The organism is Oerskovia paurometabola, from assembly GCF_016907365.1.
GTDB classification, from domain to species: domain Bacteria; phylum Actinomycetota; class Actinomycetes; order Actinomycetales; family Cellulomonadaceae; genus Oerskovia; species Oerskovia paurometabola.
In genome coordinates this window covers 2,498,491-2,522,669 of sequence record NZ_JAFBBV010000001.1, presented here as the reverse complement: position 1 = coordinate 2,522,669, position 24,179 = coordinate 2,498,491, and the positions used below count along the sequence as shown (strand labels likewise).

Sequence of the window (24,179 nt, the reverse complement as noted above, 5' to 3'; positions counted from 1 at the left end):
CGACGGGGCGTCCCACCTTCGGGTGGGGCGCCCCGTCGTCGTGCTCCGGTCAGGACGAGGAGTCGCGCGCCCGCTGGGTGAACGTGCCCGCCGTCACGGCCTCGTACGACCGGCGCACGATCTCCTCCAGGACGCCGAGGTCGTTCGTCGACAGGTCCTTGAGGTACACGCACACGAGACCGGTGGTGTGCGGGCCGAGGCGCGCGAGCAGGTCCTCGTGGGCTCCCGTGCCGTCCGGCAGGTACACCGTGGACGCGGCCTTGCGCGGCGAGAACCCCGCCGCTCCCGCGTCGCCCTGGCGGCCGCTCGCGTACTCGTAGTGGTACTGGCCGAACCCGATGATCGACGGCCCCCACATCACGGGCGGTTCCCCCGTGACTCGCTGCATGAGGGCGAGGAGCGTGTCCGCGTCGCGACGGCGGACCGCGTGGGTGACGGTCGCGAGGAACGCGTCCACGTCGCCGTCGTGCGGGCGGGTCTTGTTGTCCGTGGCCATGTGCCAGTATCTCGCCGCTGGGTGCCGGTGGCACGCATTGCTCGTCGGCGAGATGCTGCTCGTTGTCGTTCGTCGGGCGGCGAACCCGACAACGAGCAGCATCTCGCGAGGAGGGCCCAGGGCCCGAGTCGCGACCGCGTTCGCACGTGGACCCGGCCGCCGTACGGGACGGGTGGCTCAGTCGTCGCCGAGCACCTGCGCGAGCGTGTGCGCGCCCAGGTCGGCGAACGCCGGGTCGTCGTCCGAGTGGGCCGCGAAGGCCGTGCCGAGGACCAGCGCCCACCCACGGGCTCGCTCCCACGTCGCGTCGTCCGTTCCGCACCGCGCGGTCACGGCGTCGCGCAACACACGGCGTCCCGCGGCGTCGAACGTGAGCCAGGCGGTCGCGAGATCGGTGGCCGGGTCGCCGCTCGTCATGTCTCCGAAGTCGACCACGGCCCCCAGCCGGTGGTCGCCGGGCGCGAGCACCAGGTTCGCCGGGTGCAGGTCGCCGTGCAGCCACAGCGCCGGCCCGTCCCACGGGGGAACCTCGACGAGGCGGGACCACAGGTCGAGGAGGGCGCCGTCGTCGGGCACGTGGCCCAGCAGGAGGCGCTCCCGGACCGACTCGTCGCGAGCGGCCAGGGGGACGCCGCGGAACGGGTTGACGGGCGCCTCGGGCGGGGCCGGGACGTGCAGGGCCGCGAGGAAGGCGGCGAGGTCGGGGGCGAACGCGCGGCGCAGCGCGGGGTCGACCGCGAGGGCGCTCAGCCCGTCGAACCACGGGACGATGCTCCACGACCAGGGGAAGGAGGGGCCCGCAGACCCGTCGGAGGGAAGCCCGACCCGCACGGGAGCGGGGACCGGTACCGGGAGGTGCGGTGCGAGCACCGGGAGCCACTCCTGCTCGTGGCGCACGAGCGCGGCCGCGAGCTCGCGGCGCGGGACCCGCACCGCGAGCTCGTCGCCCAGGCGCAGCACCACGTTGTCCCAACCGTTCGCGACGACCTCCAGGGGCAGGCCGGCCAGGTCGGGGTGCTGGGCGGTGAGCAGGGCGCGCACGAGGTCGACCGTGACGTCGACCTCCGCGGCGGGCCGCAGTGCCACTAGACCGGCACCTCGACCGTGCGCGCCGCGTCCCACGGCTCGGCCCAGCCGAGCCGGTCCAGGAGCGCGTCGAGGATCGCGCCCGTGAACCCCCACACGAGGTGCTCGCGCCCGTCCGCGGACACCAGGAACGCGGGGCTCTTGTGCGTGTCCCGCCCACGGCGCACGACGGCGGTGCGCCGGTTCGCGGGGTCCGTCAGGTCCGCGACGGGCACCCGGAAGACGTGCGCGGACTCGGCAGAGTCGACCACGGCCACGGGCGTGGGACGCGCCCACCAGCCCAGGACGGGGGTCACGAGGTGGTTGCTCACGGGCAGGGGGAGCGGGGACAGCGTCCCCAGGACCTCGACCCCGTCACGGTCGAGCCCGGTCTCCTCGACGGCCTCGCGCAGGGCCGCGTCGACCAGGTCCGCGTCCGTGTCGTCGAGGCGGCCGCCGGGGAACGAGACCTGCCCCGGGTGGTGGCTCAGCGTCGAGGCCCGTGCGAGCAGCAGCACGTCGAGGTCGGCGGCGACCGGGAGAGGCGCGGCGCCGGGCCGGGACGTGTCACGGGCCGCCGCGACGTCGTCGAGCACGCCGAACAGGACCAGCACCGCGGCCTGCCGCACGCGCGACTCGTCGAGCGTGCCGATCGCGTACCGCCACGGGCGTGGCCACGGCGCCGCGTCCTGGGCGAGGGCCGCGAGGTCGGCGCGGGCCGACCTCGCGGACGGGGAGACTGTCACCAGCCCGCGGGCAGCGGACGCCCCTCCTCGTACCCGGCGGCCGACTGGATGCCGACCACGGCGCGCTCGGCGAACGCCTCGAGCGAGTCCGCCCCCGCGTACGTGCACGAGCTGCGCAGCCCCGCGGTGATCTCGTCGATCAGGTCCTCGACGCCCGGACGAGCCGGGTCGAGGTACATGCGCGACGACGAGATGCCCTCCTCGTACAGCCCCTTGCGAGCCTGCTGGAACGGCGAGCCGCCAGCGGTGCGGGCCGCGACCGCGCGGGCCGAGGCCATGCCGAACGACTCCTTGTACAGGCGGCCCGTGCCGTCGTCGTGCAGGTCGCCTGGGGACTCGTGCGTCCCCGCGAACCACGAACCGATCATGACCTGGGACGCGCCCGCCGCGAGAGCCAGGGCGACGTCGCGCGGGTGGCGCACCCCGCCGTCGGCCCAGACGTGCTTGCCCAGCTCGCGCGCCGCCTCGGCGCACTCGAGGACCGCGGAGAACTGCGGGCGACCCACGGCCGTCATCATGCGCGTGGTGCACATGGCGCCCGGCCCGACGCCGACCTTGACGATGTCCGCGCCCGCGGCCACGAGGTCGCGCACGCCCTCGGCCGTCACGACGTTGCCCGCGACGATCGGGACCTGCGGGTCCAGGGAACGCACGGCCTCGAGGGCCTGGAGCATCTTGACCTGGTGGCCGTGGGCCGTGTCGACCACGAGGACGTCGGCGCCCGCGGCGAGGAGCTCGGCGGCCTTCGCCTTGACGTCGCCGTTGATGCCGACGGCCGCGGCGACGCGCAGGCGGCCCGAGCCGTCCACGGCGGGGGAGTAGACGCTCGAGCGCAGCGCGCCGCGACGCGTCAGGACGCCCACGAGGCGTCCGTCGCGCACGACCGGCGCGACCTTGCGGCGCGAGCGGTGGAGCTCGTCGAACGCGGCCTCCAGACCGCCCGGTCCGGTGACGACCGACGCCTCGACCACCTGGGGGTGCGCGGACATGACCTGGCGGACCTGCGTGAAGCGGTCCACGCCCAGGCAGTCGGCCTCCGTGACGACGCCGACCGGGCGGTCACCCTCGAGGACCACGGCCGCGCCGTGGGACCGCTTGCCGATCAACGTCAGGGCCGTGTGGACCGTGTCCGTGGGGGAGACCACGACGGGGGTCTCGATGACGGGGTCCTTGCTCTTGACGTCGGCGATCACGTCCGCGACGACGTCGGTCGGCACGTCCTGCGGGATCACGACGATCCCGCCGCGGCGCGCGACCGTCTCGGCCATGCGCCGGCCCGCGACGGCCGTCATGTTCGCCACGACGAGCGGGATCGTGGTGCCCGTGCCGTCGTCGGACGACAGGTCCACGTCGAAGCGCGACGTGATCTCGGAGCGGGACGGGACGAGGAACACGTCGCCGTAGGTCAGGTCTGTGGTGGGCCGCTGGCCCGGCAGGAAGCGCACCCCAGCAGTCTACGGAGGGACGCCAGAGGGGGAGGGTGGATCGGGTGCGCACCGCGTGCAGACGTCGTGACCAGCCCTTTCCGGGCGCGAGCACCCTCCCTGACGGCCTAGAGTTGTCGGGCTAGTCGAATGGCAGGCGGAACGGAGCGGTTATGACCCTGTTGAGCAGCATCACGTCCCCGGAGGACCTCCGGCGACTGACCCCCCAGCAGGTGGAGACCCTCGCCGCGGAGATCCGCGAGTTCCTCGTCTCCGCCGTCTCCCGCACGGGCGGGCACCTCGGGCCGAACCTCGGCGTCGTCGAGCTGACCCTCGCGATGCACCGTGTGTTCGACTCGCCCAAGGACTCGTTCGTGTTCGACACGGGCCACCAGTCCTACGTGCACAAGCTGCTCACGGGCCGCCAGGACTTCTCCGCGCTGCGCAAGCGCGACGGCATGTCCGGCTACCCGAGCCGCGCCGAGTCGCCGCACGACATCGTCGAGAACTCGCACGCGTCGACCGCGCTGAGCTGGGGCGACGGGATCGCCAAGGCCAACGTGGTGCGCGGCCTGCGGGACCGGCACGTCGTCTCGGTCATCGGCGACGGCGCCCTCACGGGCGGCATGGCCTGGGAGGCGCTCAACAACATCGCCGAGAGCCAGGACCGGCGCCTGGTGATCGTCGTCAACGACAACGGCCGCTCCTACTCGCCGACCATCGGCGGCATGGCGCACCACCTGTCGACCTTGCGCACCACGCGCGGCTACGAGAACTTCCTCGACTGGGGCAAGCGCACGCTCTCGCGCTCGGGCGCCCCCGGCCGGTTCGCGTACGAGTGGCTGCACGGGCTCAAGAAGGGGCTCAAGGACGTCGTCGCGCCCCAGGGCATGTTCGAGGACCTGGGCATCAAGTACGTCGGCCCGGTCGACGGCCACGACATCGAGGCCCTCGAGCACGCGTTCGTGCGGGCCCGCTCCTACGGCGCGCCCGTGATCGTGCACGTCATCACGGAGAAGGGCCGTGGCTACACCCCGGCCGAGCAGGACGTCGCCGACCGCTTCCACGCCGTCGGGCAGATCCACCCCGAGACGGGGCTGCCGGTGGCCCCCTCGCGCTTCGGTTGGACGTCGGTCTTCGCCGACGAGATCGTCACGATCGGTCGTCGTCGCCCCGACGTCGTCGCGATCACCGCGGCCATGCTGCACCCGGTGGGCCTCGCGCCGTTCGCCGAGGCGTTCCCCGAGCGCACGTTCGACGTCGGCATCGCGGAGCAGCACGCCGCGACCTCGGCCGCGGGCATGGCCTTCGCGGGCCTGCACCCGGTCGTCGCGGTCTACGCGACCTTCCTCAACCGGGCGTTCGACCAGGTCCTCATGGACGTGGCGCTGCACAAGGCCGGGGTCACGTTCGTGCTCGACCGCGCCGGCATCACGGGCGAGGACGGCGCGAGCCACAACGGCATGTGGGACATGGCGATGCTGCGCATCGTGCCGGGTCTGCACCTGGCCGCGCCGCGCGACGAGCCGACGCTGCGCGACGCGCTGCGCCACGCGGTCGACATCGACGACGCGCCCTCGGTCGTCCGCTACCCCAAGGGGGCGGTCGTCGCGCCGATCCCCGCGATCGAGACGGTCGACGGTGTCGACGTCGTCGCACGCCACGACGCCGTCCCGGCCAAGAAGACCGCCTCGACCTCGACCGCACCGGCCCGCAAGGTCCTGCTCGTGGGCGTCGGGTCGATGACCGGTACCGCGATGGCGGCCGGGGAGGCGCTCGCCGCCCACGGCGTGGACGTCACGGTCGCGTCCCCGACCTGGGTCCTGCCCATGCCGTCCGCCCTCGTGAAGCTCGCGGGCGAGCACGACCTCGTGGTCACGATCGAGGACGGCCTCGCCGACGGCGGCGTGGGCTCTCTCCTGGGGCAGCGGGCGGTCGAGGCCGGGATCACGGTGCCCGTGGTCCCGCTGGGCCTGCCCACGGTCTTCCTGGACCACATGTCGATCGACCAGGTCAAGGCCACGCACCGCCTCACGGCGCAGGACGTCACGCGCGACGCGCTCACGGCGCTCGCGCTGCTCTGACCTCCGCACGGCGGGGAGATCGACGAGGGGCGCGGACCGCACGGTCCGCGCCCCTCGTCGATCGCTCCGGTGCAGGCCCGACGGCGCCGCGCCCCCGAGCGGCCGTCGCGCCTCAGGCCAGCGTCGCCTCCGCGGCCCGCTCGACCACGGCGCGCAGGTCGCCCGAGCTCGCGAACCACGTGCGTTGGCGTCCGGCGCCGCCGCCGTTCGACCACAGCCGTCCGAGCAGCTCGGTCACGGCGTCGAGGTCGCCCGCGTCGACGAGGGCTTCGCGCACGTGCGCGACGAGCTGGCCCACGACGTCGTGCGCGGTCGCGGGCTTCCACGTGAGGGGCGAGACCAGGTCGCCGGAGATCCCGGAGCGCCCGGCCCGCCAGGAGGCGGTGCGCAGGAGCTCGGGGTGCAGCATGGGTGCCGAGACGCCCGCGTCGGCCTCGCGCGCCGCGGTCTCGACGAGCCCGCGCGCCAGGGCCGCGAGCAAGGTCGCGGTGTCGGCGTCGAGGCACACGTCCGCGACGCGGATCTCGACCGTGGGGTAGGACGCGGACAGCCGGGCGTCGAAGTAGATCATCGCGGTGTCGAGGATCGTGCCCGTGGCGACCAGGGCGTCGACCGTGGCGCGGTACGCCTCGGGCGTGCCGAACGACGGGGCCGGGCCCGCCGTCGGCCATCGTGACCAGACCTGGGAGCGGAAGCTCGCGTACCCGCTGTCCTCGCCCTGCCAGTACGGCGAGTTGGCGCTCAGCGCGAGGAGCGGGGCGAGCCAGGGACCGATGCGGTCGAGGACCGCGACCCCCTCGGCGTCGGACGAGACCGCGACGTGGACGTGGCAGCCGCCCGTGAGCTGTTCGCGTGCCGTGAGCCCGAACGCGGCGCGCGCCGCGAGGTAGCGGAGCTTTCCGACCGTGGTGGGGGAGACGGGGACGGGCGACGTGCCGAGGGCCACGATGCGCGCGTCGCGCTGCTCGGCGGCCTTGTTGGCCCGGATGCGCCCGTCGCGAATCTCCTGGGCGAGGTCCGACAGGTCGGCGCAGGGGTGCGTGCCGGTCTCGAGCTGCTCCTCCATGAGCTCGAGCTCGAGGTCGCCGCCGGGGGCGCCGCCGGACCGGTCCGGGCGCGAGCCGCCCGACGCCCCGAGCCCTCCCTCGGTGACCTCGGTGGTGCCGGACGATTCGATGACCTCGGTCGCGACGGCGGTGGGGATGCCGTCGGGCCCGACGAGGAGGAACTCCTCCTCGACTCCCATGGTTCGCATCGAGGCAGTCTCACACGCGCGGGGGGCTCTTCGCACGCAGTGGGGCGTCCGGCTCGTGCATAGGGGCATCGAGGCGTGTCGGACAGCTCGCCTGAGGATGCCGCTCGTCGCCGGCCCGGGCCCAGTACCGGGGGGCGACGGGCGGCATCTCGACGTGTTCTCCCGCCCGCGGCCGTGGGGACGGCTGCGTCGGTGCGCGGGCGCGCGGGCGCCCGTAGGGTGGGAATTCGAGGCGGAGCTGAGGACGGTGCGGGGGCGGGGGCGTTCCGCAAGGGACTTTGGTCCCGAGCGAGAGGTCTAAGGACTCCCACGAAAAGGTCATGTGAAGACTGTCACAAGATGGAATGATCTCGCTTAGATGCATGTTGAAGGGCGTAGAAGGGTTGGAATTCCGCCAATCTTCAGGCGTCGAGCGTCGGTTCGGCGCCGCGGCCTGTGAGCCAGGTGACAGCGTCTTTGCCACGCCGACACCCTCTGCAGGTCGTAGCCTGAAAGGGCGAAGGAGAACGGCAGGACGGCACGGATTTCCCGCGTCGACCAAGGTCTTTACCCCCGCCGCGCAGGCAGCGCGGTGTGGACGTCGAGGAGAGTGATATGACCAGCATTTCCGAGGCTCGCAGCACCACTGGCGGCCAGGACGACGCGACCGTCCCCGCATGGGCCGGCTTCACCGCAGGTCCCTGGCAGGACACGGTCGACGTGCGTGACTTCATCCAGCGCAACTACACCCCGTACGAGGGTGACGACTCCTTCCTCGCCGGGCCCACCGAGCGCACGACCGGCATCTGGGCCAAGCTCTCCGAGATGTTCCCCGCCGAGCGCGAGAAGGGCATCTACGACGTCGACCCGCACACGCCCGCCGGCATCACGGCCCACGCGCCCGGGTACATCGACAAGGACGCCGAGGTCATCGTCGGTCTCCAGACCGACGCCCCGCTCAAGCGCGCGATCATGCCCAACGGCGGATGGCGCATGGTCGAGGGCGCGCTCGAGACCTACGGCTACCCGGTCGACCAGGAGCTCAAGAAGGTCTTCAGCGAGTACCGCAAGACCCACAACCAGGGCGTCTTCGACATCTACCCGCCCAACGTCCGCGCCGCACGCAGCTCGCACATCATCACGGGCCTGCCCGACGCCTACGGCCGCGGCCGCATCATCGGTGACTACCGCCGCGTCGCGCTGTACGGCGTCGACCAGCTCGTCGCCGCCAAGAAGCTCGACAAGCTGGACCTCGACACCCAGCCGTTCAGCGAGAAGATCGTGCGCGAGCGCGAGGAGCACGCGGAGCAGATCCGCGCGCTCGGCGAGCTCAAGGCGATGGCCGCCTCCTACGGCTACGACATCTCCGGCCCGGCCACCAACGCCCGCGAGGCCGTCCAGTGGCTCTACTTCGGCTACCTCGCCGCGGTCAAGGAGCAGAACGGCGCCGCGATGTCGCTGGGCCGCACCTCGACCTTCCTCGACGTGTACCTCGAGCGCGACCTGGCGAACGGTGTCATCACCGAGGAGCAGGCGCAGGAGATCATCGACGACTTCGTGATCAAGCTGCGGATCGTGCGCTTCCTGCGCACCCCGGAGTACGACTCCCTGTTCTCGGGCGACCCGACGTGGGTCACCGAGACCATCGGCGGCATGGGCGACGACGGTCGGCCGCTCGTCACGAAGAACTCGTTCCGCTTCCTGCAGACGCTCTACAACCTGGGCCCGGCCCCCGAGCCCAACATGACCGTCTTCTGGAGCCCGCGCCTGCCGCAGGGGTTCAAGGACTTCTGCGCCAAGGTCTCGATCGACACCTCGGCCGTCCAGTACGAGTCGGACGAGCAGATCCGCCCGGCCTGGGGTGACGACGCCGCGATCGCGTGCTGCGTCTCGCCCATGGCGGTCGGCAAGCAGATGCAGTTCTTCGGTGCCCGCGTCAACCTCGCCAAGACCCTCCTGTACGCCATCAACGGCGGCAAGGACGAGGTCACGGGCAAGCAGGTCTCCCCGGTCGTCGCCCCCGTGCCCGAGGGCCAGCCCCTCGACTACGACGACGTCCGCGCCCGCTTCGACAAGACCATGGACTGGCTGGCCGAGACCTACGTCGAGGCGCTCAACTGCATCCACTGGTCGCACGACAAGTACGCCTACGAGCGTCTCGAGATGGCCCTCCACGACAAGGAGGTCCTGCGGACCATGGCCTGCGGCATCGCGGGTCTCGCGGTCGCGGCGGACTCCCTGTCGGCCATCAAGTACGCCACGGTCACGCCCGTGTTCGACGAGCGCGGCATCGTGGTCGACTACCAGACCGAGGGCGACTACCCCGCGTTCGGCAACGACGACGACCGTGTCGACTCGATCGCGGTCGAGCTCGTCGAGTCGTTCATGGCGAAGATTCGTTCGCACAAGATGTACCGCGACGCGCTGCCCACCCAGTCCGTCCTGACCATCACGTCGAACGTCGTCTACGGCAAGGCCACGGGCAACACTCCCGACGGCCGCCGCGCGGGCGAGCCGTTCTCCCCGGGGGCCAACCCGATGAACGGGCGCGACACGCACGGCATGCTCGCCTCGGCCCTGTCGGTCGCGAAGCTGCCGTACAACGAGGCGCAGGACGGCATCTCGCTGACCAACACGGTCGTCCCGAGCGGTCTGGGCCGCACCCGTGACGAGCAGGTCGCGAACCTCGCCGGTCTGCTCGACGCATCGGTCGGTGGAGACGGCTACCACATGAACGTCAACGTGCTGGTGAAGGAGACTCTCGAGGACGCCATGGAGCACCCCGAGAACTACCCGCAGCTCACCATCCGTGTCTCCGGGTACGCCGTGAACTTCGTGCGGCTGACCCGCGAGCAGCAGCTCGACGTCCTCTCGCGGACCTTCCACGGCGCTCTCTGAGCGCAGAACGGCGGAACCATCATGACGACTCTCTCGACGCCCGCAGCAGGCCAGGTGCCCGCGCGTGCCGCCGCCCGCTACGGGGTCGACGGGGTCGCCTCGGCTCCGCTGCCGTGGCGGACCTCCGGTGACGGCCTGGGTCACGACAGCGACCTGGACGCACCGGAGGCCCCCCGCCGCCGGACGGGGGCCGGGGTCTCCGGCCTCTCGACGGCCGAGGACCTCGACCGGCACGACAAGCTCGCGATGATGCGCTCGGGCGAGCTGGGCTCCGTCCACTCGTGGGAGCTCGTGACCGCGGTGGACGGTCCGGGCACGCGCCTGACGGTGTTCCTCAACGGGTGCCCGCTGCGGTGCCTGTACTGCCACAACCCCGACACCCTGCAGATGAAGGACGGGGAGCCGGTCACGGCCGACGAGCTGCTGGCCCGCGTCAAGCGGTACCTGCCGGTCTTCCGCGCCACCAAGGGCGGGCTGACGCTCTCGGGCGGCGAGGTGCTCATGCAGCCCGCGTTCGCCGCGCGCATCCTGCGGGGCGCCAAGGAGATGGGTGTGCACACCACGCTCGACACCTCGGGCTTCCTCGGGGCGAACCTGAGCGACGAGATGCTCGCGGACACCGACCTGGTGCTCCTCGACGTCAAGTCGGGCGACCCCGAGACCTACGAGAAGGTCACGGGGCGTGCCCTGGAGCCCACGCTGACGTTCGGGCGACGGCTCGCCGAGTCGGGCCTGCCCGGCGGCGTCACGGCCGAGCACCCGGTCGAGGTCTGGATCCGCTACGTGCTGGTCCCGGGCCTGACCGACCAGGCCGAGCACGTCGACGTCGTCGCGGACTACGCGGCCTCGCTCAACGAGATCCGGCCCGGCACGGTCACCCGGGTCGAGGTCCTGCCCTTCCACCAGATGGGCCGGGACAAGTGGGAGACGCTCGGGCGCGAGTACGAGCTCACCGACACCCCGGCGCCCGACGTCGAGCTGGTCGACCGCGTGCGCGACCAGTTCCGGGCGAAGGGGCTCACGGTCTACTGACCGGCCGCCCGGCCCTGAACGACGAGCCGCGGCCCCTGGATCCTGTGATCCGGGGGCCGTTCGTCATGTCCGGGTGAGCACGGAAGTCAGCCACGGGCCCAGCACCGGCAGCACCGCATCCGGCTGCATGGCCCGGGTGTGGTCCAGGCCGTCGAGCAGGCGCACGTCCCAGCCCGCGGTGCGCAGCTCGTCGGCGTGCGCGGCGAGCGCGCCGCCGATGCTCACGTGCACCCCGCCCCACTTCTCGCCGTACTCGATCTCGTCGGCCGTCCCGGCGAACGCGAGGCGCGGGCACCTCACCTGGTCCAGCGCGGCCCGGTCGTCGAACCCGTCGAGCGCCTCGTACAGCGTCACGAACTGGCGCGTCTGGTCCTCGCCGAGCGTCATGTCGAACGCGTCCCAGTCGAAGTCCTCGGGGTCCTGAGCCGCCCCCGTGGACTCGGGTGCGGTGTCCGTCGCCGGGGCGAGCTCCTCCTGCCCGACGACGTCGCTCGTCTCGCGCTGCGCCGTCGGGCCGTCCGTGGGCTCGCCAGGCGCCGCGGGGGCTGCGGCCGTCATGGCGTGCGTCGCGCGCGTGACCGCGAGCATGCCCGCGTACGGGCCGCCCAGCGGCGGGAAGCCACCCATGACGAGAGCGCTCAGGCGCGGTGTGCGCAGCGCGAGCTGGAGGCCGCTCAGGGCGAGCCACGAGTAGCCGTAGTACGCGAAGGTCTCGGCCCCCGCGGCGTCGGCGATCGCGAGCAGGTCGGCCGCGACGTTCTCCGGGGTCAGCGAGCCCGGTGCCGGGTGAGCCATGCGGTGGCCCTCGTAGTCGGCCGCGACCACGCGGAACGTGGGGGAGAGGGCGTCGACCAGGGTCCGGCCCAGCGCAGGGTCGACGCCCCACGTCCGGAGCTCGTCGGCCTGCGGCCCCGCGGCCGGGACCGGGTTGACCGGGAGCACGACGGCGGGGCCTGTCCCCGTGACCTCGACGGGGATGGTGCTCCCGTCGTGAAGGGTCGCTGTGGTGTGGTGCGTGACCGGGGAACCGTTCGACGTCATGCGAGCCACGCTATCGCGCACCGTGGGGCGCGGTGCGAGCCCGAAATGCCTGGATCCTGGTGTCCGGATGACGGAGGATCGAGGAACACCCCACCGACCCCGAGGAGAACCCGTGCCTGCTGCCCCCGCTGCTCCGTCCAGCGCTGAGCCGTCGACCCCCGTCGCACGGCTCGTGCGCAGCCCCCGCCTGTCCGACGTCGCCGAGTACGCCTACGCGACCGTCGTCCCGTCCGGCGCCCGTCTCGTCTACGCCGCCGGCGCGTGCCCGCTCGACGCCGACGGAGCGACCGTGGGCGTCGGGGACGTACGGGCCCAGGCCGCGCAGACCATGGCGAACCTGCGGGTCTCGCTCGAGGACGCGGGTGCGACCTTCGCGGACCTCGTCAAGACGACCGTGTACGTCGCCTCGACGTCGCAGGACGACCTCGTCGCCGCGTGGGAGGTCGTGCGCGACGCGCTGGCCCCGCACGACCCGCCGAGCACGCTCCTCGGCGTCGCCGCGCTCGGCTACGACGACCAGCTCGTCGAGGTCGAGGCGGTCGCGGCGATCCGCTGACCCCTCCGCTCGCGGCGCCCGGGCATACCGTGGGAGGCATGGACCTCCCACCTCAGACACCCCTGACCCCGCTGACCGAGGACTGGACCCGGGCGCTCGCGGTCGTGGCCCACCCGGACGACATGGAGTTCGGTGCGGCCGCGGCCGTTGCGCGCTGGACCGGGCAGGGCAAGACCGTGGTCTACGCCATGGTCACGAGCGGCGAGGCCGGGATCGACGGCCTCGCCCCCGACGAGGCGCGCGCCGTGCGCGAGGCCGAACAGGTCGCGTCGGCCGCGATCGTGGGCGTGGACGAGGTCGAGTTCCTCGGCCTGCCCGACGGCGTGCTCGAGTACGGGCTGCCGCTGCGGTCGGCCGTCGCGGCGGCGATCCGTCGTCACCGCCCCGAGGTCGTCATCACGGGCAACTACCGCGAGACCTTCCCGGGCGGGATGCTCAACCAGGCCGACCACATCGTGACGGGCCGCGCCGTCGTGGACGCCGTGCGCGACGCGGGCAACCGCTGGGTCTTCCACGACCAGGTCGAGGCGGGCCTGGAGCCGTGGGGCGGCGTGCGGCAGGTCTGGGTCGCAGGGTCTCCCGACGCGGCCCACGGCGTAGACGTGACCGGGACGTTCGACGCGGGCGTGGCCTCGCTCCGTGCCCACGCCGCCTACATCGCCGGTCTCGGGTGGGAGCACTTCGACCCGGCCGAGTTCCTCGCGACGATGTCCCGGGCGGGCGGCGCTCGCATGGACGTCGAGCACGCCACCGCGTTCGAGGTGCTCCGCATGGGCTGGGAGGACTAGCGCACCGCGCCTGCCGCCTGGGGAGCGCGCGCGGTCTCGACAGGAGCGCAGCGGCCATCTGCCCTACCGTGTGGGAGGGGTACCCGCCCCGAGCCCGTCACGGGAAAGGGCAGTGCGATGAGCGACGCTGCGCAGGTCGATGGACAGGTCGGAGCCAAGGCGGGCGGGGTCCTCGCGGCCACGTGCATCTCCACCCTGGTGGTGAACGCGAACACGTCGGCGGTCAGCATCCTGCTCCCGGCGATCTCCGAGGACACCGGGACGTCCGTGACCACGCTGCAGTGGGCGGTGACGGGCTACTCGCTCGTCGGGGCGGCGGTCATCGTCACCTCGGGCTCGTTGGGCGACGTCTTCGGCCGGCGGAGGGTCTTCCAGCTCGGGCTGCTGCTGTTCGTCGTGTCGTGCATCATGATCGCGCTGGCCGGGTCGGGGGGCATGGTCATCGCCGGTCGCGTGATCCAGGGCGCGGCGGGGGCGACGATCCTCGCGTGCGGGCTCAGCCTCCTGTCGGTCGCGAACTCGGGCGACGCCCAGCTCCGAGCCGTCTCGCTGTGGGGCGCAGCGGCGGCCGTGGGTGCCGCGGCCGGGCCGTTGGTCGGCGGCGTGCTCGTCGACGTCACGGGGTGGCAGGGGCTGTTCTGGATCGACGCAGGGATCGCGGTCCTGTGCATGGTGCTGACGGTGTTGACCGTCGCCGAGTCGAGGGACCCGGACCGGCCGAGGACGATCGACTACGCGGGTACCGTGCTCATCGCGCTGACGCTGACCCCGCTCATCCTGGGCGTGACCAAGAGCGGCGACTGGGGCTGGTTCTCGGTGGCCACGCTGGGGTGCTTCGCGATCTCCGTCGGGGCGGCGGTCGCGTTCGTCGTCGTCGAGGGGCGGGTGGCCGTCCCGCTCGTGGACCTCGCCCTGCTGCGCAACCGCGTACTCGTGGGTTCCACCGTCGCGATCCTCATCGGCGCGGGCACGATCAACGGGCTGATGTACCTCCTGAGCCTGTACTTCCAGGACCCCGCCACCTTGGGCTTCAGCCCGCTCCAGGCGGGGCTCGCGACGCTCCCGGCCACCGTGGGGCTCGTGGTGATCGCCCCGCTCGTGCCGCGGCTCGCGGCGAAGATCGGCGGGCGGCAGACGATCGGTCTCGGGTTCGCCCTGACCACGGTCGGCTTCGTGGTCGTCGGCCTCGTGAACGAGTCGTGGCTGTACACCGCGTTCCTGCTGCCGTTGGTCGCGATCGCGGTCGGCATGGGCCTGTCGAACGGTCCTGCGTCGGCGGCCGCCACGGCCGCGGTGCCGGAGAACCAGGTCGGTGGGGCCTCAGGGATCTCCAACATGGCCCGGTACGTCGGCGCTGCGGTCGCGACGGCGCTGGCAGCCACCATCTACGGCAACGTGATCGCCACCCGGACCGCTGCCGGGGCTGCGCAGGGCGACGCCCTGGCCTCCGGACTGGCGGCAGCCGCGTGGATGATGGCGATCTTCAGCTTCCTCGGCGTGCTCATGGCGGTCGTGATCGGTCGCCACCGCGCGGCGAAGGGGACGCTCGACGACGCCGCCGCGGCGGCCGCCTCGGTCTCCTTCACGTTGCCCACCTCGGCGACCGCGGGACAAACCGGCTCAGGCCGGGGCTGAGCGCTCCCGTTCCGGTCGACCTCCGGGCGGTGCGGTTCACTCGATCTGGATGACGTGCGCCCGGTTCCTCGGGCGGCACACTCGAACCAAGGCCTGACCGACGACGTCGACGGAGGCAGTGATGACCACGCAAGCACTCCCGCAGGACGCGCGATGAGCGCCGCCGACGTCCCTGCCGACGTCCCCGTCGACGGCGCGGCGGCAGTCCCGGCCGCCCGCACCCGCGCGACGAGCACCCAGTGGATCTCCTGGGTCGCGCTCGCCATGATGACCACCAGCTCGGTCGCGAGCCTGCGCGCGGCGCCCACGATGGCCGTCTACGGCCTGGCCTGCGTGTTCCTCTACCTGTTGCCCGCGGTCGTCTTCCTGCTGCCGACCTCGCTGGTGTCCGCAGAGCTCGCCTCCGGGTGGACCGGCGGCATCTACAAGTGGGTCTCCGAGGGCATCTCGAAGCCCATGGGCTTCCTCGCGGTGTGGTGCCAGTTCGCCATGACGATCTTCTACTACCCGAGCCTGCTCGGGTTCGTCGCGAGCACGCTCGCGTACGTCATCAATCCCGCGCTCGCCAGCAGCGGGGTGTGGACGGCGGCCGTGATCATCGTCGTCTACTGGTCCGGGGTCTGGGTCTCCTCGCGCGGCACCAAGGGCGTCGCCGGCCTCGCGAGCGGCGGGCTCATCATCGGAACCCTGATCCCCGGGGTCGTGCTCGTGACCCTCGGCGTCGTCTTCCTGGGTCAGGGGAACGAGTCCGCGGCACCCATGACGGCCGACAACCTCCTGCCGGCCTGGGCCGGGCTCTCGAGCCTCGTCCTCATCGTCAACAACTTCCTGTCCTACTCCGGCATGGAGATGAACGCGGTTCACGTGTCGTCGCTGAAGAACCCCGCCAAGCAGTTCCCGAAGTCGATGTTCCTCGCGATGGGGATGGTGCTGGCGATCTTCATCCTTCCCGCGCTGGCCATCAGCTGGATCGTGCCCGCCGAGGAGCTCTCGCTCACGGCCGGCGTGATGCAGGCCTTCGACGCGGTGTTCGCCAACTTCGGGTGGCAGTGGCTGACGCCCATCGTGGGCATCATGCTCGTCACCGCCTCTCTCGGTGGCATGCTCACGTGGCTCGCCGGTCCGTCCAAGGGCCTGCTGCTCATCTCCCGCCAGGAGGGGTACCTCCCACCGTTCCTGCAGCGGCTCAACAAGAACGGTGTCCAGCAGAACATCCTGGTCGTCCAGGGCATCGTGACCACGGTGATCGGCCTCGCCTACGCGCTGATCCCCGACGTCTCGAGCGCCTACTGGATCTTCTCCGTCATCACGACGCAGGTGTACCTGATCATGTACCTGCTGATGTTCGTGGCCGCGATCAACCTGCGCCGCCGCCAGCCCGACCACCCGCGCGGCTTCCGGGCCCCGATGCTCGTGAGCATGTGCGGGGTCGGCTTCGCGGCCTCTCTGGCGGCGCTGCTGGTCGGGTTCGTCCCGCCCTCCCAGTTCTCGTCCGGTAGCCCGCTGGTCTACTTCCTCATCGTGGGCGGCGGGGCCCTGGGGCTGGGCCTGTTCGTGCCGTTCCTGTTCTACCGGTTCCGCAAGCCGACCTGGAAGCAGGCCGAGTCGACGGAGGTGGCCTCATGAGCACGCCGGAGGAGAACCAGCCGCGGCACGAGCGCCGGTGGATCTACATCGGCGCGTGCGTGGTCCTCGTCGCGATGGTCGTGTGGGGGATCCTCGCGTTCACCACCGTCAGAGAGTCGGCACGTGCGTCGGAGAAGGCTGACGAGCTGATCGCGGCGCTCGAGGACGCGGGGGTGCGCACCCCGGACAAGGACCAGGTCGTGCGCGTCCTCGGCGACGACGGCGGCGCGACGTGCGCCAACCCGAACGAGGCGCTCAGTCGGGCGACGCTGCTCGCGCAGCTCGCGAACGGCGCCTCGGGCCCTGGCGCCCGGCCCGTCATCGCCGACAGCCGCGTGGTCCAGGGCCAGCTCCTCATCATCGAGATCTACTGCCCGGACGAGCTCGACGAGTTCCAGGCGTTCGTCGACGACCTCAAGACCGACGACGTCGCGGGGTGAGGCCCGTGACCGCCATGGCAGTCACGTTCGACGCCTAGTCCTCCTCAGCCACCCAGTAGCACCCCGAGCTCGACTCGCCCAGGACCACGAGGCCCGTGTCGAAGGTGTGCTCCGTCGCAGGGGTCCAGCCGCCGGACTCCAGCAACGAGCCGAACCAGAGGTCGGTGGAAGGAGTCGCGTCGTCGGGAGCGCTCCCGACCGCCGAATCACCGAAGTTCCGGAGGCGTTCCTTCGAGGGAGCGCAGTTGGTCGCCTACCGAGCGTCGTGCTCGCCGAAGGAGCTGATGAACTCCTCGGCGAGCCGTCGGGCACGATGCTCGGGCATGATCTCGTCGGCATGGGCGATGCCGATCCGCAGCAGGGTGGTCAGCAGCTGGCGTGCGCCGTCGGCCCCGACCTCCGCCCAGCCTCTGCCGATCGGGGTGAGGCCCGTGGCGCGCGCGACGGCGTCGAACTCGGTCGCGGGAGGCAGCACGGACAGCCAGATCTCCTCTGCGGGGCGATCTCGCAGGAGCTGGGCGACGTCGTCGGGGAGCGGCATGCGGCCGACTGTAGCGGCCCGGCCGGCGTCTTCCGTGCGGGCTGGGACCTTCAGCCGTCCTCGAACGGCGGCTCGCCGTGTCGCCAGACCATCCAGACGCCGTCCTCGAAACCGGTGAGGAGCGCGATCTCCGGCCCGGTCAGCTCGTCCCGGGTCGGCGACATCCGCAGCGGGCCGCTCTCGAAGTGGATCCCGATCCCGGTCGTCGCGTCCGTCCCGATCACCGTCTGGCCGATGAGCGCGCGCAGCGCGTCCGCCCACCCTCCGTCGCCGTCGGAGAGTCGACGGCCGTCCTGCTCGACGACGGGCGGCGCGTTGCACGTCAGGACGGGTTCGTCTGGCCCCGACGACGGTTCGAACCGCAGCTGCACGTAGTCCCGGACGAACTGCACCGACGCGAGCTCGCAACCGACGAGTCGCCCGAGGATCTGGTCCAGAGTGTCCACGCGCATGACTCCATGGACCTGTGCGGCGCCTGACCGGCGGGACGTCGTCACAGGTCGGCGTCGCCGTCGCCCCGCGGCGCGTCGACCAGCGCGTCCTGCACCTCGGCGTCCCGCACCTCGCCGTCCGCCACGATCCCCTGGGCGACCGTCGCACCGCCGCCACCCACGACCGGCTCCCCGCCCAGCCACCGCGCCTGCTCGGCCGCGACGATCGTCTGCGCGAGCCGGGCTTCCGACACGTCGACCGCGCCCGGCAGCGCGTCGGCCAGCACGCTGCGTCGCGCGTAGGCGTCGAACAGCCTGGCCTTGGTCCCGAGGATCTCGACCATGCGCTCGTCGACCGTGTCGGCGACGAGCAGCCGGTGGACCTGCACGGTGCGCACCTGGCCCATGCGGTGGGCGCGTGCGACGGCCTGGGCCTCGGTCGTGGGCTTGACCTGCGGCTCGCACAGGATGACGACGGACGCGGCCTGGAGGTTGACGCCGACCCCGCCCACGTCGATCTGGCTCACGAGCGCTCGCGGGACGGGCGAGGCCGTGAAGTCGTCGAGGATCGTCTGGCGGGCGCTCGCCCCCACGGATCCCGTGAGCGGTCCGGCCGCGAGGTCGCCCAGCGCGCGCACCACGAGGTCGACGACGTCGCGGAAGTACGTGAACACCACGACCTTGCGGCCGTTCCCCGTGGCCTCCTCGACGAGCTCGACGAGCCGGCGCACCTTGGCCGAGTCCTCGGGGTGGTCGACGGCGTACGCGGCCCGGCGCATGGCCATGAAGCTGCCCTCGCGCACCGCGGCACGGTAGGCGGCGCCGTCGGCCGGGCCGAACGACTCCCACTCCTCGACCTGGACGAGCTCGGGCAGCTCCTCGAGCACGTCCTCCTGGTTGCGCCGGAGGTACACGGGGGCCACGGCGAGCCGGAACCTCTCGGCTCCCGCGGCGCCGTGCGCGGCGTTCACCTGCTCGGCGACGTCAGGCTGGAGGTAGGCCACGAGGCGTCGGAACTCCTCGACGCGGTTCTCCATCACCGTGCCGGTCAGGAACAGCACGTGCTCGGAGCGCCCCGCCCAGGCGGCCACGGCCTGCGACCTCTTGGCCTCGGGGTTCTTGACGTAGTGCGCCTCGTCGACCACGAGCATCGCGGGCGTGGGCAGGTCGAGCGGCAGGAGCCCGACCTGCTCGAACGTCGTCACGGCCACGCCGCCCTCGCGCGCCCACTGCGCGGCCTCCTCGGCGCGCTCGGGGCCGTGGACGTCGAGCGAGCGCAGCGTGCTGTGCCGCGCGACCTCGCGCACCCAGCTCGTCATGACGCTCGCGGGGCACACCACGAGGAAGTGCGTCGCGCCGCCCGCGGCGAGGTGCGCCATCGCGGCGATGGCCTGCACGGTCTTGCCCAGGCCCATCTCGTCGCCCAGGATCGTGCGTCGCTGGGCGAGGGCGTAGCGCGCCCCGAACGCCTGGTACCCGCGCAGCGAGGCGGTCAGGAGCGACTGGTCGAGCGGCTGGTCGTTCACCCGGGCGAGGAGGTCGGGCGGCAGGTGGCCCTCGGTGGCCCCGAGGTCGCGCCCGATGTCCACGACGTCGTCGAGCAGCGCGTAGTACGTCGCCGAGCGCGCCCGGAAGTCGGTCCACGCCTCGAAGGCGTCGACGGGTGCGCCGTCGAGGGCGGCGATGCGCTCGGCGGCCGCGACGGCCCCGGACCGCTCGACGTCGGCGACCAGCCGCGCGAGGTCGCGCACGGCGTCCGCTGCCCGACGGCGCCGCGCGGGCAGCGAGAAGAAGGTCCGGACCGCGCGGGTCGCCTCCTGGGCCGCGACCCGGTGCTCGGTGTGCCCCTCGAGGAACGTGACCATCACCTGCCGGTGCCGCGTTGCTCCCGTGCGTGCTGCGTCGAGCCCCGCGAGGGCCTGGACGAGGCCGGTCGTGTACGGGTCGCCGGGGGCGTCGTCGATCCGGAACCGCAGTGTCTCCTGGACGGCGTGGGCGATCTGCGCCGCGGCCGCGAGACAGTGCGTCGCGGTCTGCGGGCCGATCCCGGGCAGCCGTTCGAGCCCGGCGGGTCCCGCGCGCAGCACGGCTCCGACGGTCGTGATGCCCCCGTCGACCAGGCGACCGACGCGCAGCCGCTCACCGCTGACCTCGCGCAGCCGCTCGACCCCGATCGCCGAGAGCTCGCCCAGGACCTTGTCCTCCTGGCTGGAGCCGAACGCGGTGCGCACGTGCTCGCGGAACCGGGCGGGCGCCCCGGCGAGCCCCGAGAGCAGCGCCGCGACCTCGTCGGCCCGGGCGACGACGCCCTGCGCCTGGTCGGGCGTCGGGCGGGGAACGTCGAGCGCGGTCATCGGGCGGGAACTCCTGGGGGACGTCGGCGGGGGAGCAGGGCTTCCTGGCGACGACCGGCGGCAGAGGTGCCACGGATCGAGCGCCCCGCGACGCTATCACCGCGTCGCGTCACCACCGCTCCCTGCGACCCGGCTGGCAGACGCCGAACCCGAGGGGGTCGGGCAACTCGGAGGTGCCCGACCCCCTCGGGTTCGGCAGACGGAGGCGAGCGACGCGTCAGGCGACCTGCGCCGGGACGTTCGCGACGCCGTCGGGCAGGAGACGGCGGCCCAGGACCTTCTCCGAGTACCCCGTGCGGTCGAGGTACGGCGTGATGCCGCCGTCGTGGAACGGCCAGCCCGCACCCAGGATCATGCAGAGGTCGATCTGCTCGGGGCCCTGGACGACGCCCTCGTCGAGCATGTGGCCGATCTCCGTCGTGAGAGCGGTCAGGACCGCGTCGAGCACGCCCGCCTCGTCGAGCGCGCCCGGACCACCGGCCTCACCCGTGCCGAAGTAGGCCTGGATCGCCGGGTCGACGCTCGCAGGAATGCCGCGCGCCGGGGCGGGCAGGACGACCTTGGTGCCCTCGGCCACGAGCTTCTCGAGCCCGGGGGAGGACGGGAAGCGGTCGCCCAGGTCCTCGCGCAGCGACGTCAGGACGTGCAGGCCCACGGCGGGGCCCACGAGGTCGAACAGCGCGAACGGCCCCATGGGCAGGCCCAGGGGACGCAGCGCGCGGTCGGCGACCTCGACCGAGGTGCCGTTCTCGACGGCCTCCACGATCTTGCCCAGGAGCAGCACGAGCAGGCGGTTGACCACGAAGCCCGGGCGGTCGGCGACGCCCACCGCGGTCTTGCGCAGGGCCTTGGAGACCGCGAAGGCCGTGGCGAGGGCCTCGTCCGAGGTCTTCTCGGCCCGGACGACCTCCACGAGCGGCATCTGCGCGACGGGGTTGAAGAAGTGCAGCCCCACGACCCGCTCGGGGTGTGCCAGGTCTGCGGCCATCTCGGTCACGGACAGGGCCGAGGTGTTGGTCGCGAGGATCGTGTCGGGGGCGATGATGCCCTCGAGCTCGGCGAAGACCTTCTTCTTGAGGCCCAGGACCTCGGTCACGGCCTCGATCACGAAGTCGCAGCGCGAGAACTCGGTGATGTCGGTGGTCCCATGGACCGAGGACAGGACCTTGGCCCCCGTGTCCTTGCTCATGCGGCCCGTCGTGACGAGCTTCTCGACCGTCGTGCGGACGTAGTCGAGCCCGTGCTGCACGCGCTCGGCGTCGAGGTCGCGCATCGTCACGGGCACGCCCAGGCGCTGTGCGAACAGCAGCGCGAGCTGGGCCGCCATGAGGCCCGCGCCCACGATCCCGACCGAGGTGACCGGGCGGGCGAGCTTCGGGTCCGGGGCGCCCGCGGGGCGCTTGCCGTGCGAGACGAGCTGGAACGCGTAGACGCTCGCGCGCATCTCGTCGGACATGATGAGGTCCGCCAGGGCCTCGTCCTCGGCCGCGAAGGCCTCGTCCTTGGTCGCGGTGCGTGCCGCGGCCAGGAGGTCCAGGGCCCGGTACGGCGCGGGCCGGGACCCGTGCACGACGGCGTCGAGCTGCTTGCGCGCACCTGCCACGACCGCGTCCCACACCGGGGCGGGGTCGAGCTCGCGGCGCTCGACGACCGTGGTGCCGCGCACGACGTCGGCGGTCCAGCGGATCGAGGACTCGAGGAAGTCCGGTGCCTCGAACAGCGCGTCGGCCAGTCCGATCTCGAAGGCCTCCTTGGCCTTGAACGGCTTGTTGGCGCTCGGGCGCGTGAGGACGACGTCCATGGCCTTCTCGATGCCCACGAGGCGCGGCACGATGTATGCGCCGCCCCAGCCCGGCACCAGGCCGAGGCCGACCTCGGGGAGCGCGAGCGCGGGGGCGTCGGTCGCGACCGTGCGGTAGTCGCAGTTGAGCGCGACCTCGAGGCCACCGCCCAGGGCCAGGCCGTTGATGTACGCGAACGTCGGGACGCCCATCTCGCCCAGCAGGCGGTAGGCGGCGTGGCCGCCGCGGCCCAGCTCGAGCGCCTCGTCGCGGGTACGCACCGTGGCGACCTGCGTGAGGTCGGCGCCCGCCGCGAGGAAGTAGGGCTTGCCCGTGACGGCGACGGCCGCGATCTCGCCGCGCGCCGCGCGCGCCTGGAGCGCGGTCAGGGCGGCCGTGAGCTCGGCGATGCCGCCCGGCCCGAGCGTCGTGGGCTTGGTGTGGTCGAGGCCGTTGTCGAGGGTGAGGAGCGCGAGCGTGCCCGCCCCGCCCGGCAGCTCGACGTCACGGACGAGGGAGTGGGTCACGCGCTCGGCACGAGGCGCTGTCGTCTGGGTGCTCATGGGTCAGTTCTCCCCGTTCGTCTCGTCGGTCGTGTGGCCCGAGTAGTCGGCGTGGTGCGGGTTCTCCCAGATCACGGTGCCGCCCATCCCCAGGCCCACGCACATCGTGGTCAGGCCGTAGCGGACCTCGGGGTGCTGCTCGAACTGGCGCGCCAGCTGCGTCATGAGGCGTACACCCGACGCCGCGAGGGGGTGACCCACCGCGATCGCGCCGCCGTACTGGTTGACGCGCGCGTCGTCGTCGGGCAGGCCGAAGTGATCGAGGAACGACAGGACCTGCACGGCGAAGGCCTCGTTGATCTCGAACAGGCCGATGTCCTCGATGCTCAGCCCGGCCTGGGCCAGCGCCTTCTCGGTCGAGGGGATGGGCCCGATGCCCATGACCTCGGGGTCGACGCCCACGTACGCGAACGACACGAGGCGCATGCGGGCCGGCAGCCCGAGCTCGGCCGCGACGTCGCCCGCCGCGAGGAGCGCGACCGCGGCGCCGTCCGTCAGCGGGGACGCGTTGCCCGCGGTGACCTTGCCGCCGGGGCGGAAGGGCGTCTTGAGGTTCGCGATGTCCTCGACGGTCGTGCCCGGGCGGGGAAGCTCGTCGGCCGTGGCCAGGCCCCAGCCCTGCTGCGGGTCGCGCAGCGCGACCGGGACGAGGTCCGGGGTGACGTCGCCGTTGGCGAGGGCCTTGGCGTACTTGGCCTGGCTCGCGACGCCGTACGCGTCCGCGCGCTCCTTGGTCAGGTGCGGGAAGCGGTCGTGCAGGTTCTCGGCCGTCGATCCCATGACCAGGGCCGTCGAGTCGACGAGCTTCTCGGCGACGAAGCGCGGGTTGGGGTCCGCGCCCTCGCCCATGGGGTGGTGGCCCATGTGCTCGAGGCCGCCCGCGAGCGTCACGTCCTGCGCGCCGATCGCGATGGCCGACGCGGTCGTGGTGACAGCGGTCATGGCACCCGCGCACATGCGGTCGATCGCGAAGCCGGGGACGGACTTCGGCAGGCCGGCCAGCACGGCGACGCTGCGTCCGAGGGTCAGGCCCTGGTCGCCCGTCTGGGTCGTCGCGGCGAGCGCGACCTCGTCGATCCGCTCGACGGGGAGCTCGGGGCGTCGGCGCAGCAGCTCGCGCACGGCCTTCACGGCGAGGTCGTCGGCGCGGGTGTTCGCGTAGATGCCGTCGGGACGGGCCTTGCCGAACGGCGTGCGCACCCCCTCGACGAAGACGACGTCGCGGACGGTCCGGCGCGAACCCGAACCCTTGCTGGCCACAGTCATGGCTTCTCCTGATCTGGACGGCGGTGTCCCTGAGCGTCACCGCTCAGCGTTGGTACAGGCTACCCGCGGTACCAGGAAAATGCACGAAACAGTGAGACCGAGTATCGATGACGAGCAACGGACCCGCTCAACCACTGAGGTTCGAACGGGTCCGTCGGCACGGCCTGGGCGGGCGCGC

Annotated in this window: 19 protein-coding genes; 8 read left to right on the top strand and 11 right to left on the bottom strand. The window is 72.4% G+C overall.

The features are described 5' to 3' along the window. Nucleotides 1-49: 49 nt before the first annotated feature. The 4 genes from JOD48_RS11345 to guaB1 all read right to left on the bottom strand — a co-directional run bounded on the left by JOD48_RS11345 (nucleotide 50) and on the right by guaB1 (nucleotide 3,752). Nucleotides 50-496 (bottom strand): DUF1801 domain-containing protein, encoded by a 447-nt coding sequence (locus JOD48_RS11345; protein ID WP_191792054.1) that lies wholly within the window; start codon nucleotides 494-496, stop codon nucleotides 50-52. Nucleotides 497-673: 177 nt separating this feature from the next. After that, nucleotides 674-1,582 (bottom strand): aminoglycoside phosphotransferase family protein, encoded by a 909-nt coding sequence (locus JOD48_RS11340; RefSeq protein WP_204809103.1) that lies wholly within the window; start codon nucleotides 1,580-1,582, stop codon nucleotides 674-676. After that, a complete protein-coding gene (locus JOD48_RS11335) occupies nucleotides 1,582-2,307 on the bottom strand; it encodes an NUDIX hydrolase (RefSeq protein WP_204809101.1) in 726 nt (241 codons plus the stop codon). The genes JOD48_RS11340 and JOD48_RS11335 overlap by 1 nt, the downstream gene beginning before the upstream one ends. Then, entirely contained in the window at nucleotides 2,304-3,752 is a 1,449-nt protein-coding gene (gene guaB1 / locus JOD48_RS11330) for a GMP reductase (RefSeq protein WP_191792056.1), read from the bottom strand. The genes JOD48_RS11335 and guaB1 overlap by 4 nt, the downstream gene beginning before the upstream one ends. A gap of 152 nt (nucleotides 3,753-3,904) precedes the next feature. On the opposite strand from guaB1, the gene dxs reads away from it, so the two are divergent. Beyond that, nucleotides 3,905-5,815, top strand: a complete 1,911-nt coding sequence (gene dxs, locus JOD48_RS11325; RefSeq protein ID WP_204809099.1) for a 1-deoxy-D-xylulose-5-phosphate synthase — start codon at nucleotides 3,905-3,907, stop codon at nucleotides 5,813-5,815. A 112-nt stretch (nucleotides 5,816-5,927) separates the two neighbouring features. On the opposite strand, the gene JOD48_RS11320 is transcribed toward dxs, so the two are convergent. Next, complete coding sequence (locus JOD48_RS11320; protein WP_191792058.1) at nucleotides 5,928-7,070, bottom strand: carboxylate-amine ligase; 1,143 nt, start codon at nucleotides 7,068-7,070, stop codon at nucleotides 5,928-5,930. Between the two features lie 594 nt (nucleotides 7,071-7,664). Here JOD48_RS11320 and pflB point away from each other — a divergent pair. After that, on the top strand, nucleotides 7,665-9,947 hold the full coding sequence (gene pflB, locus JOD48_RS11315) for a formate C-acetyltransferase (protein ID WP_191792059.1): 2,283 nt from the start codon (nucleotides 7,665-7,667) through the stop codon (nucleotides 9,945-9,947). Nucleotides 9,948-9,968: 21 nt separating this feature from the next. Beyond that, nucleotides 9,969-10,979 (top strand): pyruvate formate-lyase-activating protein, encoded by a 1,011-nt coding sequence (pflA, locus tag JOD48_RS11310; protein ID WP_191792060.1) that lies wholly within the window; start codon nucleotides 9,969-9,971, stop codon nucleotides 10,977-10,979. Nucleotides 10,980-11,042: 63 nt separating this feature from the next. Here pflA and JOD48_RS11305 read toward each other — a convergent pair whose 3' ends face one another. Continuing rightward, complete coding sequence (locus JOD48_RS11305) at nucleotides 11,043-12,020, bottom strand: alpha/beta fold hydrolase (protein ID WP_191792061.1); 978 nt, start codon at nucleotides 12,018-12,020, stop codon at nucleotides 11,043-11,045. A 112-nt stretch (nucleotides 12,021-12,132) separates the two neighbouring features. Between JOD48_RS11305 and JOD48_RS11300 the strand changes: the two genes are divergently transcribed. From JOD48_RS11300 to JOD48_RS11280, 5 genes are all read left to right on the top strand, one after another. Next, nucleotides 12,133-12,576 (top strand): RidA family protein, encoded by a 444-nt coding sequence (locus JOD48_RS11300; protein WP_307824106.1) that lies wholly within the window; start codon nucleotides 12,133-12,135, stop codon nucleotides 12,574-12,576. A gap of 38 nt (nucleotides 12,577-12,614) precedes the next feature. Further along, nucleotides 12,615-13,364: a PIG-L deacetylase family protein gene (locus JOD48_RS11295; protein ID WP_204809097.1), complete on the top strand. Its 750-nt coding sequence runs from the start codon at nucleotides 12,615-12,617 to the stop codon at nucleotides 13,362-13,364. Nucleotides 13,365-13,481: 117 nt separating this feature from the next. After that, the gene (locus JOD48_RS11290; RefSeq protein ID WP_204809094.1) at nucleotides 13,482-14,999 is read left to right on the top strand and encodes an MFS transporter; all 1,518 of its coding nucleotides are present in this window, start codon (nucleotides 13,482-13,484) and stop codon (nucleotides 14,997-14,999) included. A 153-nt stretch (nucleotides 15,000-15,152) separates the two neighbouring features. Beyond that, nucleotides 15,153-16,625: a glutamate/gamma-aminobutyrate antiporter GadC gene (gadC, locus tag JOD48_RS11285; RefSeq protein WP_191792065.1), complete on the top strand. Its 1,473-nt coding sequence runs from the start codon at nucleotides 15,153-15,155 to the stop codon at nucleotides 16,623-16,625. Beyond that, the gene (locus JOD48_RS11280; protein WP_204809093.1) at nucleotides 16,622-17,065 is read left to right on the top strand and encodes a hypothetical protein; all 444 of its coding nucleotides are present in this window, start codon (nucleotides 16,622-16,624) and stop codon (nucleotides 17,063-17,065) included. Before gadC ends, JOD48_RS11280 begins: the two co-directional genes overlap by 4 nt. 253 nt (nucleotides 17,066-17,318) lie before the next feature. Here the strand turns inward: JOD48_RS11280 and JOD48_RS11275 are convergent, their stop codons facing one another. The 5 genes from JOD48_RS11275 to JOD48_RS11255 all read right to left on the bottom strand — a co-directional run bounded on the left by JOD48_RS11275 (nucleotide 17,319) and on the right by JOD48_RS11255 (nucleotide 24,001). After that, complete coding sequence (locus tag JOD48_RS11275; protein WP_204809090.1) at nucleotides 17,319-17,606, bottom strand: hypothetical protein; 288 nt, start codon at nucleotides 17,604-17,606, stop codon at nucleotides 17,319-17,321. Between the two features lie 50 nt (nucleotides 17,607-17,656). Next, complete coding sequence (locus JOD48_RS11270; RefSeq protein ID WP_204809089.1) at nucleotides 17,657-18,052, bottom strand: hypothetical protein; 396 nt, start codon at nucleotides 18,050-18,052, stop codon at nucleotides 17,657-17,659. 47 nt (nucleotides 18,053-18,099) lie between these two features. Continuing rightward, complete coding sequence (locus tag JOD48_RS11265; protein WP_204809087.1) at nucleotides 18,100-20,391, bottom strand: DEAD/DEAH box helicase; 2,292 nt, start codon at nucleotides 20,389-20,391, stop codon at nucleotides 18,100-18,102. Between the two features lie 217 nt (nucleotides 20,392-20,608). After that, on the bottom strand, nucleotides 20,609-22,735 hold the full coding sequence (locus JOD48_RS11260) for a 3-hydroxyacyl-CoA dehydrogenase NAD-binding domain-containing protein (RefSeq protein WP_204809085.1): 2,127 nt from the start codon (nucleotides 22,733-22,735) through the stop codon (nucleotides 20,609-20,611). Nucleotides 22,736-22,738: 3 nt separating this feature from the next. Continuing rightward, nucleotides 22,739-24,001 (bottom strand): thiolase family protein, encoded by a 1,263-nt coding sequence (locus JOD48_RS11255; RefSeq protein WP_191792069.1) that lies wholly within the window; start codon nucleotides 23,999-24,001, stop codon nucleotides 22,739-22,741. Nucleotides 24,002-24,179 lie beyond the last annotated feature (178 nt).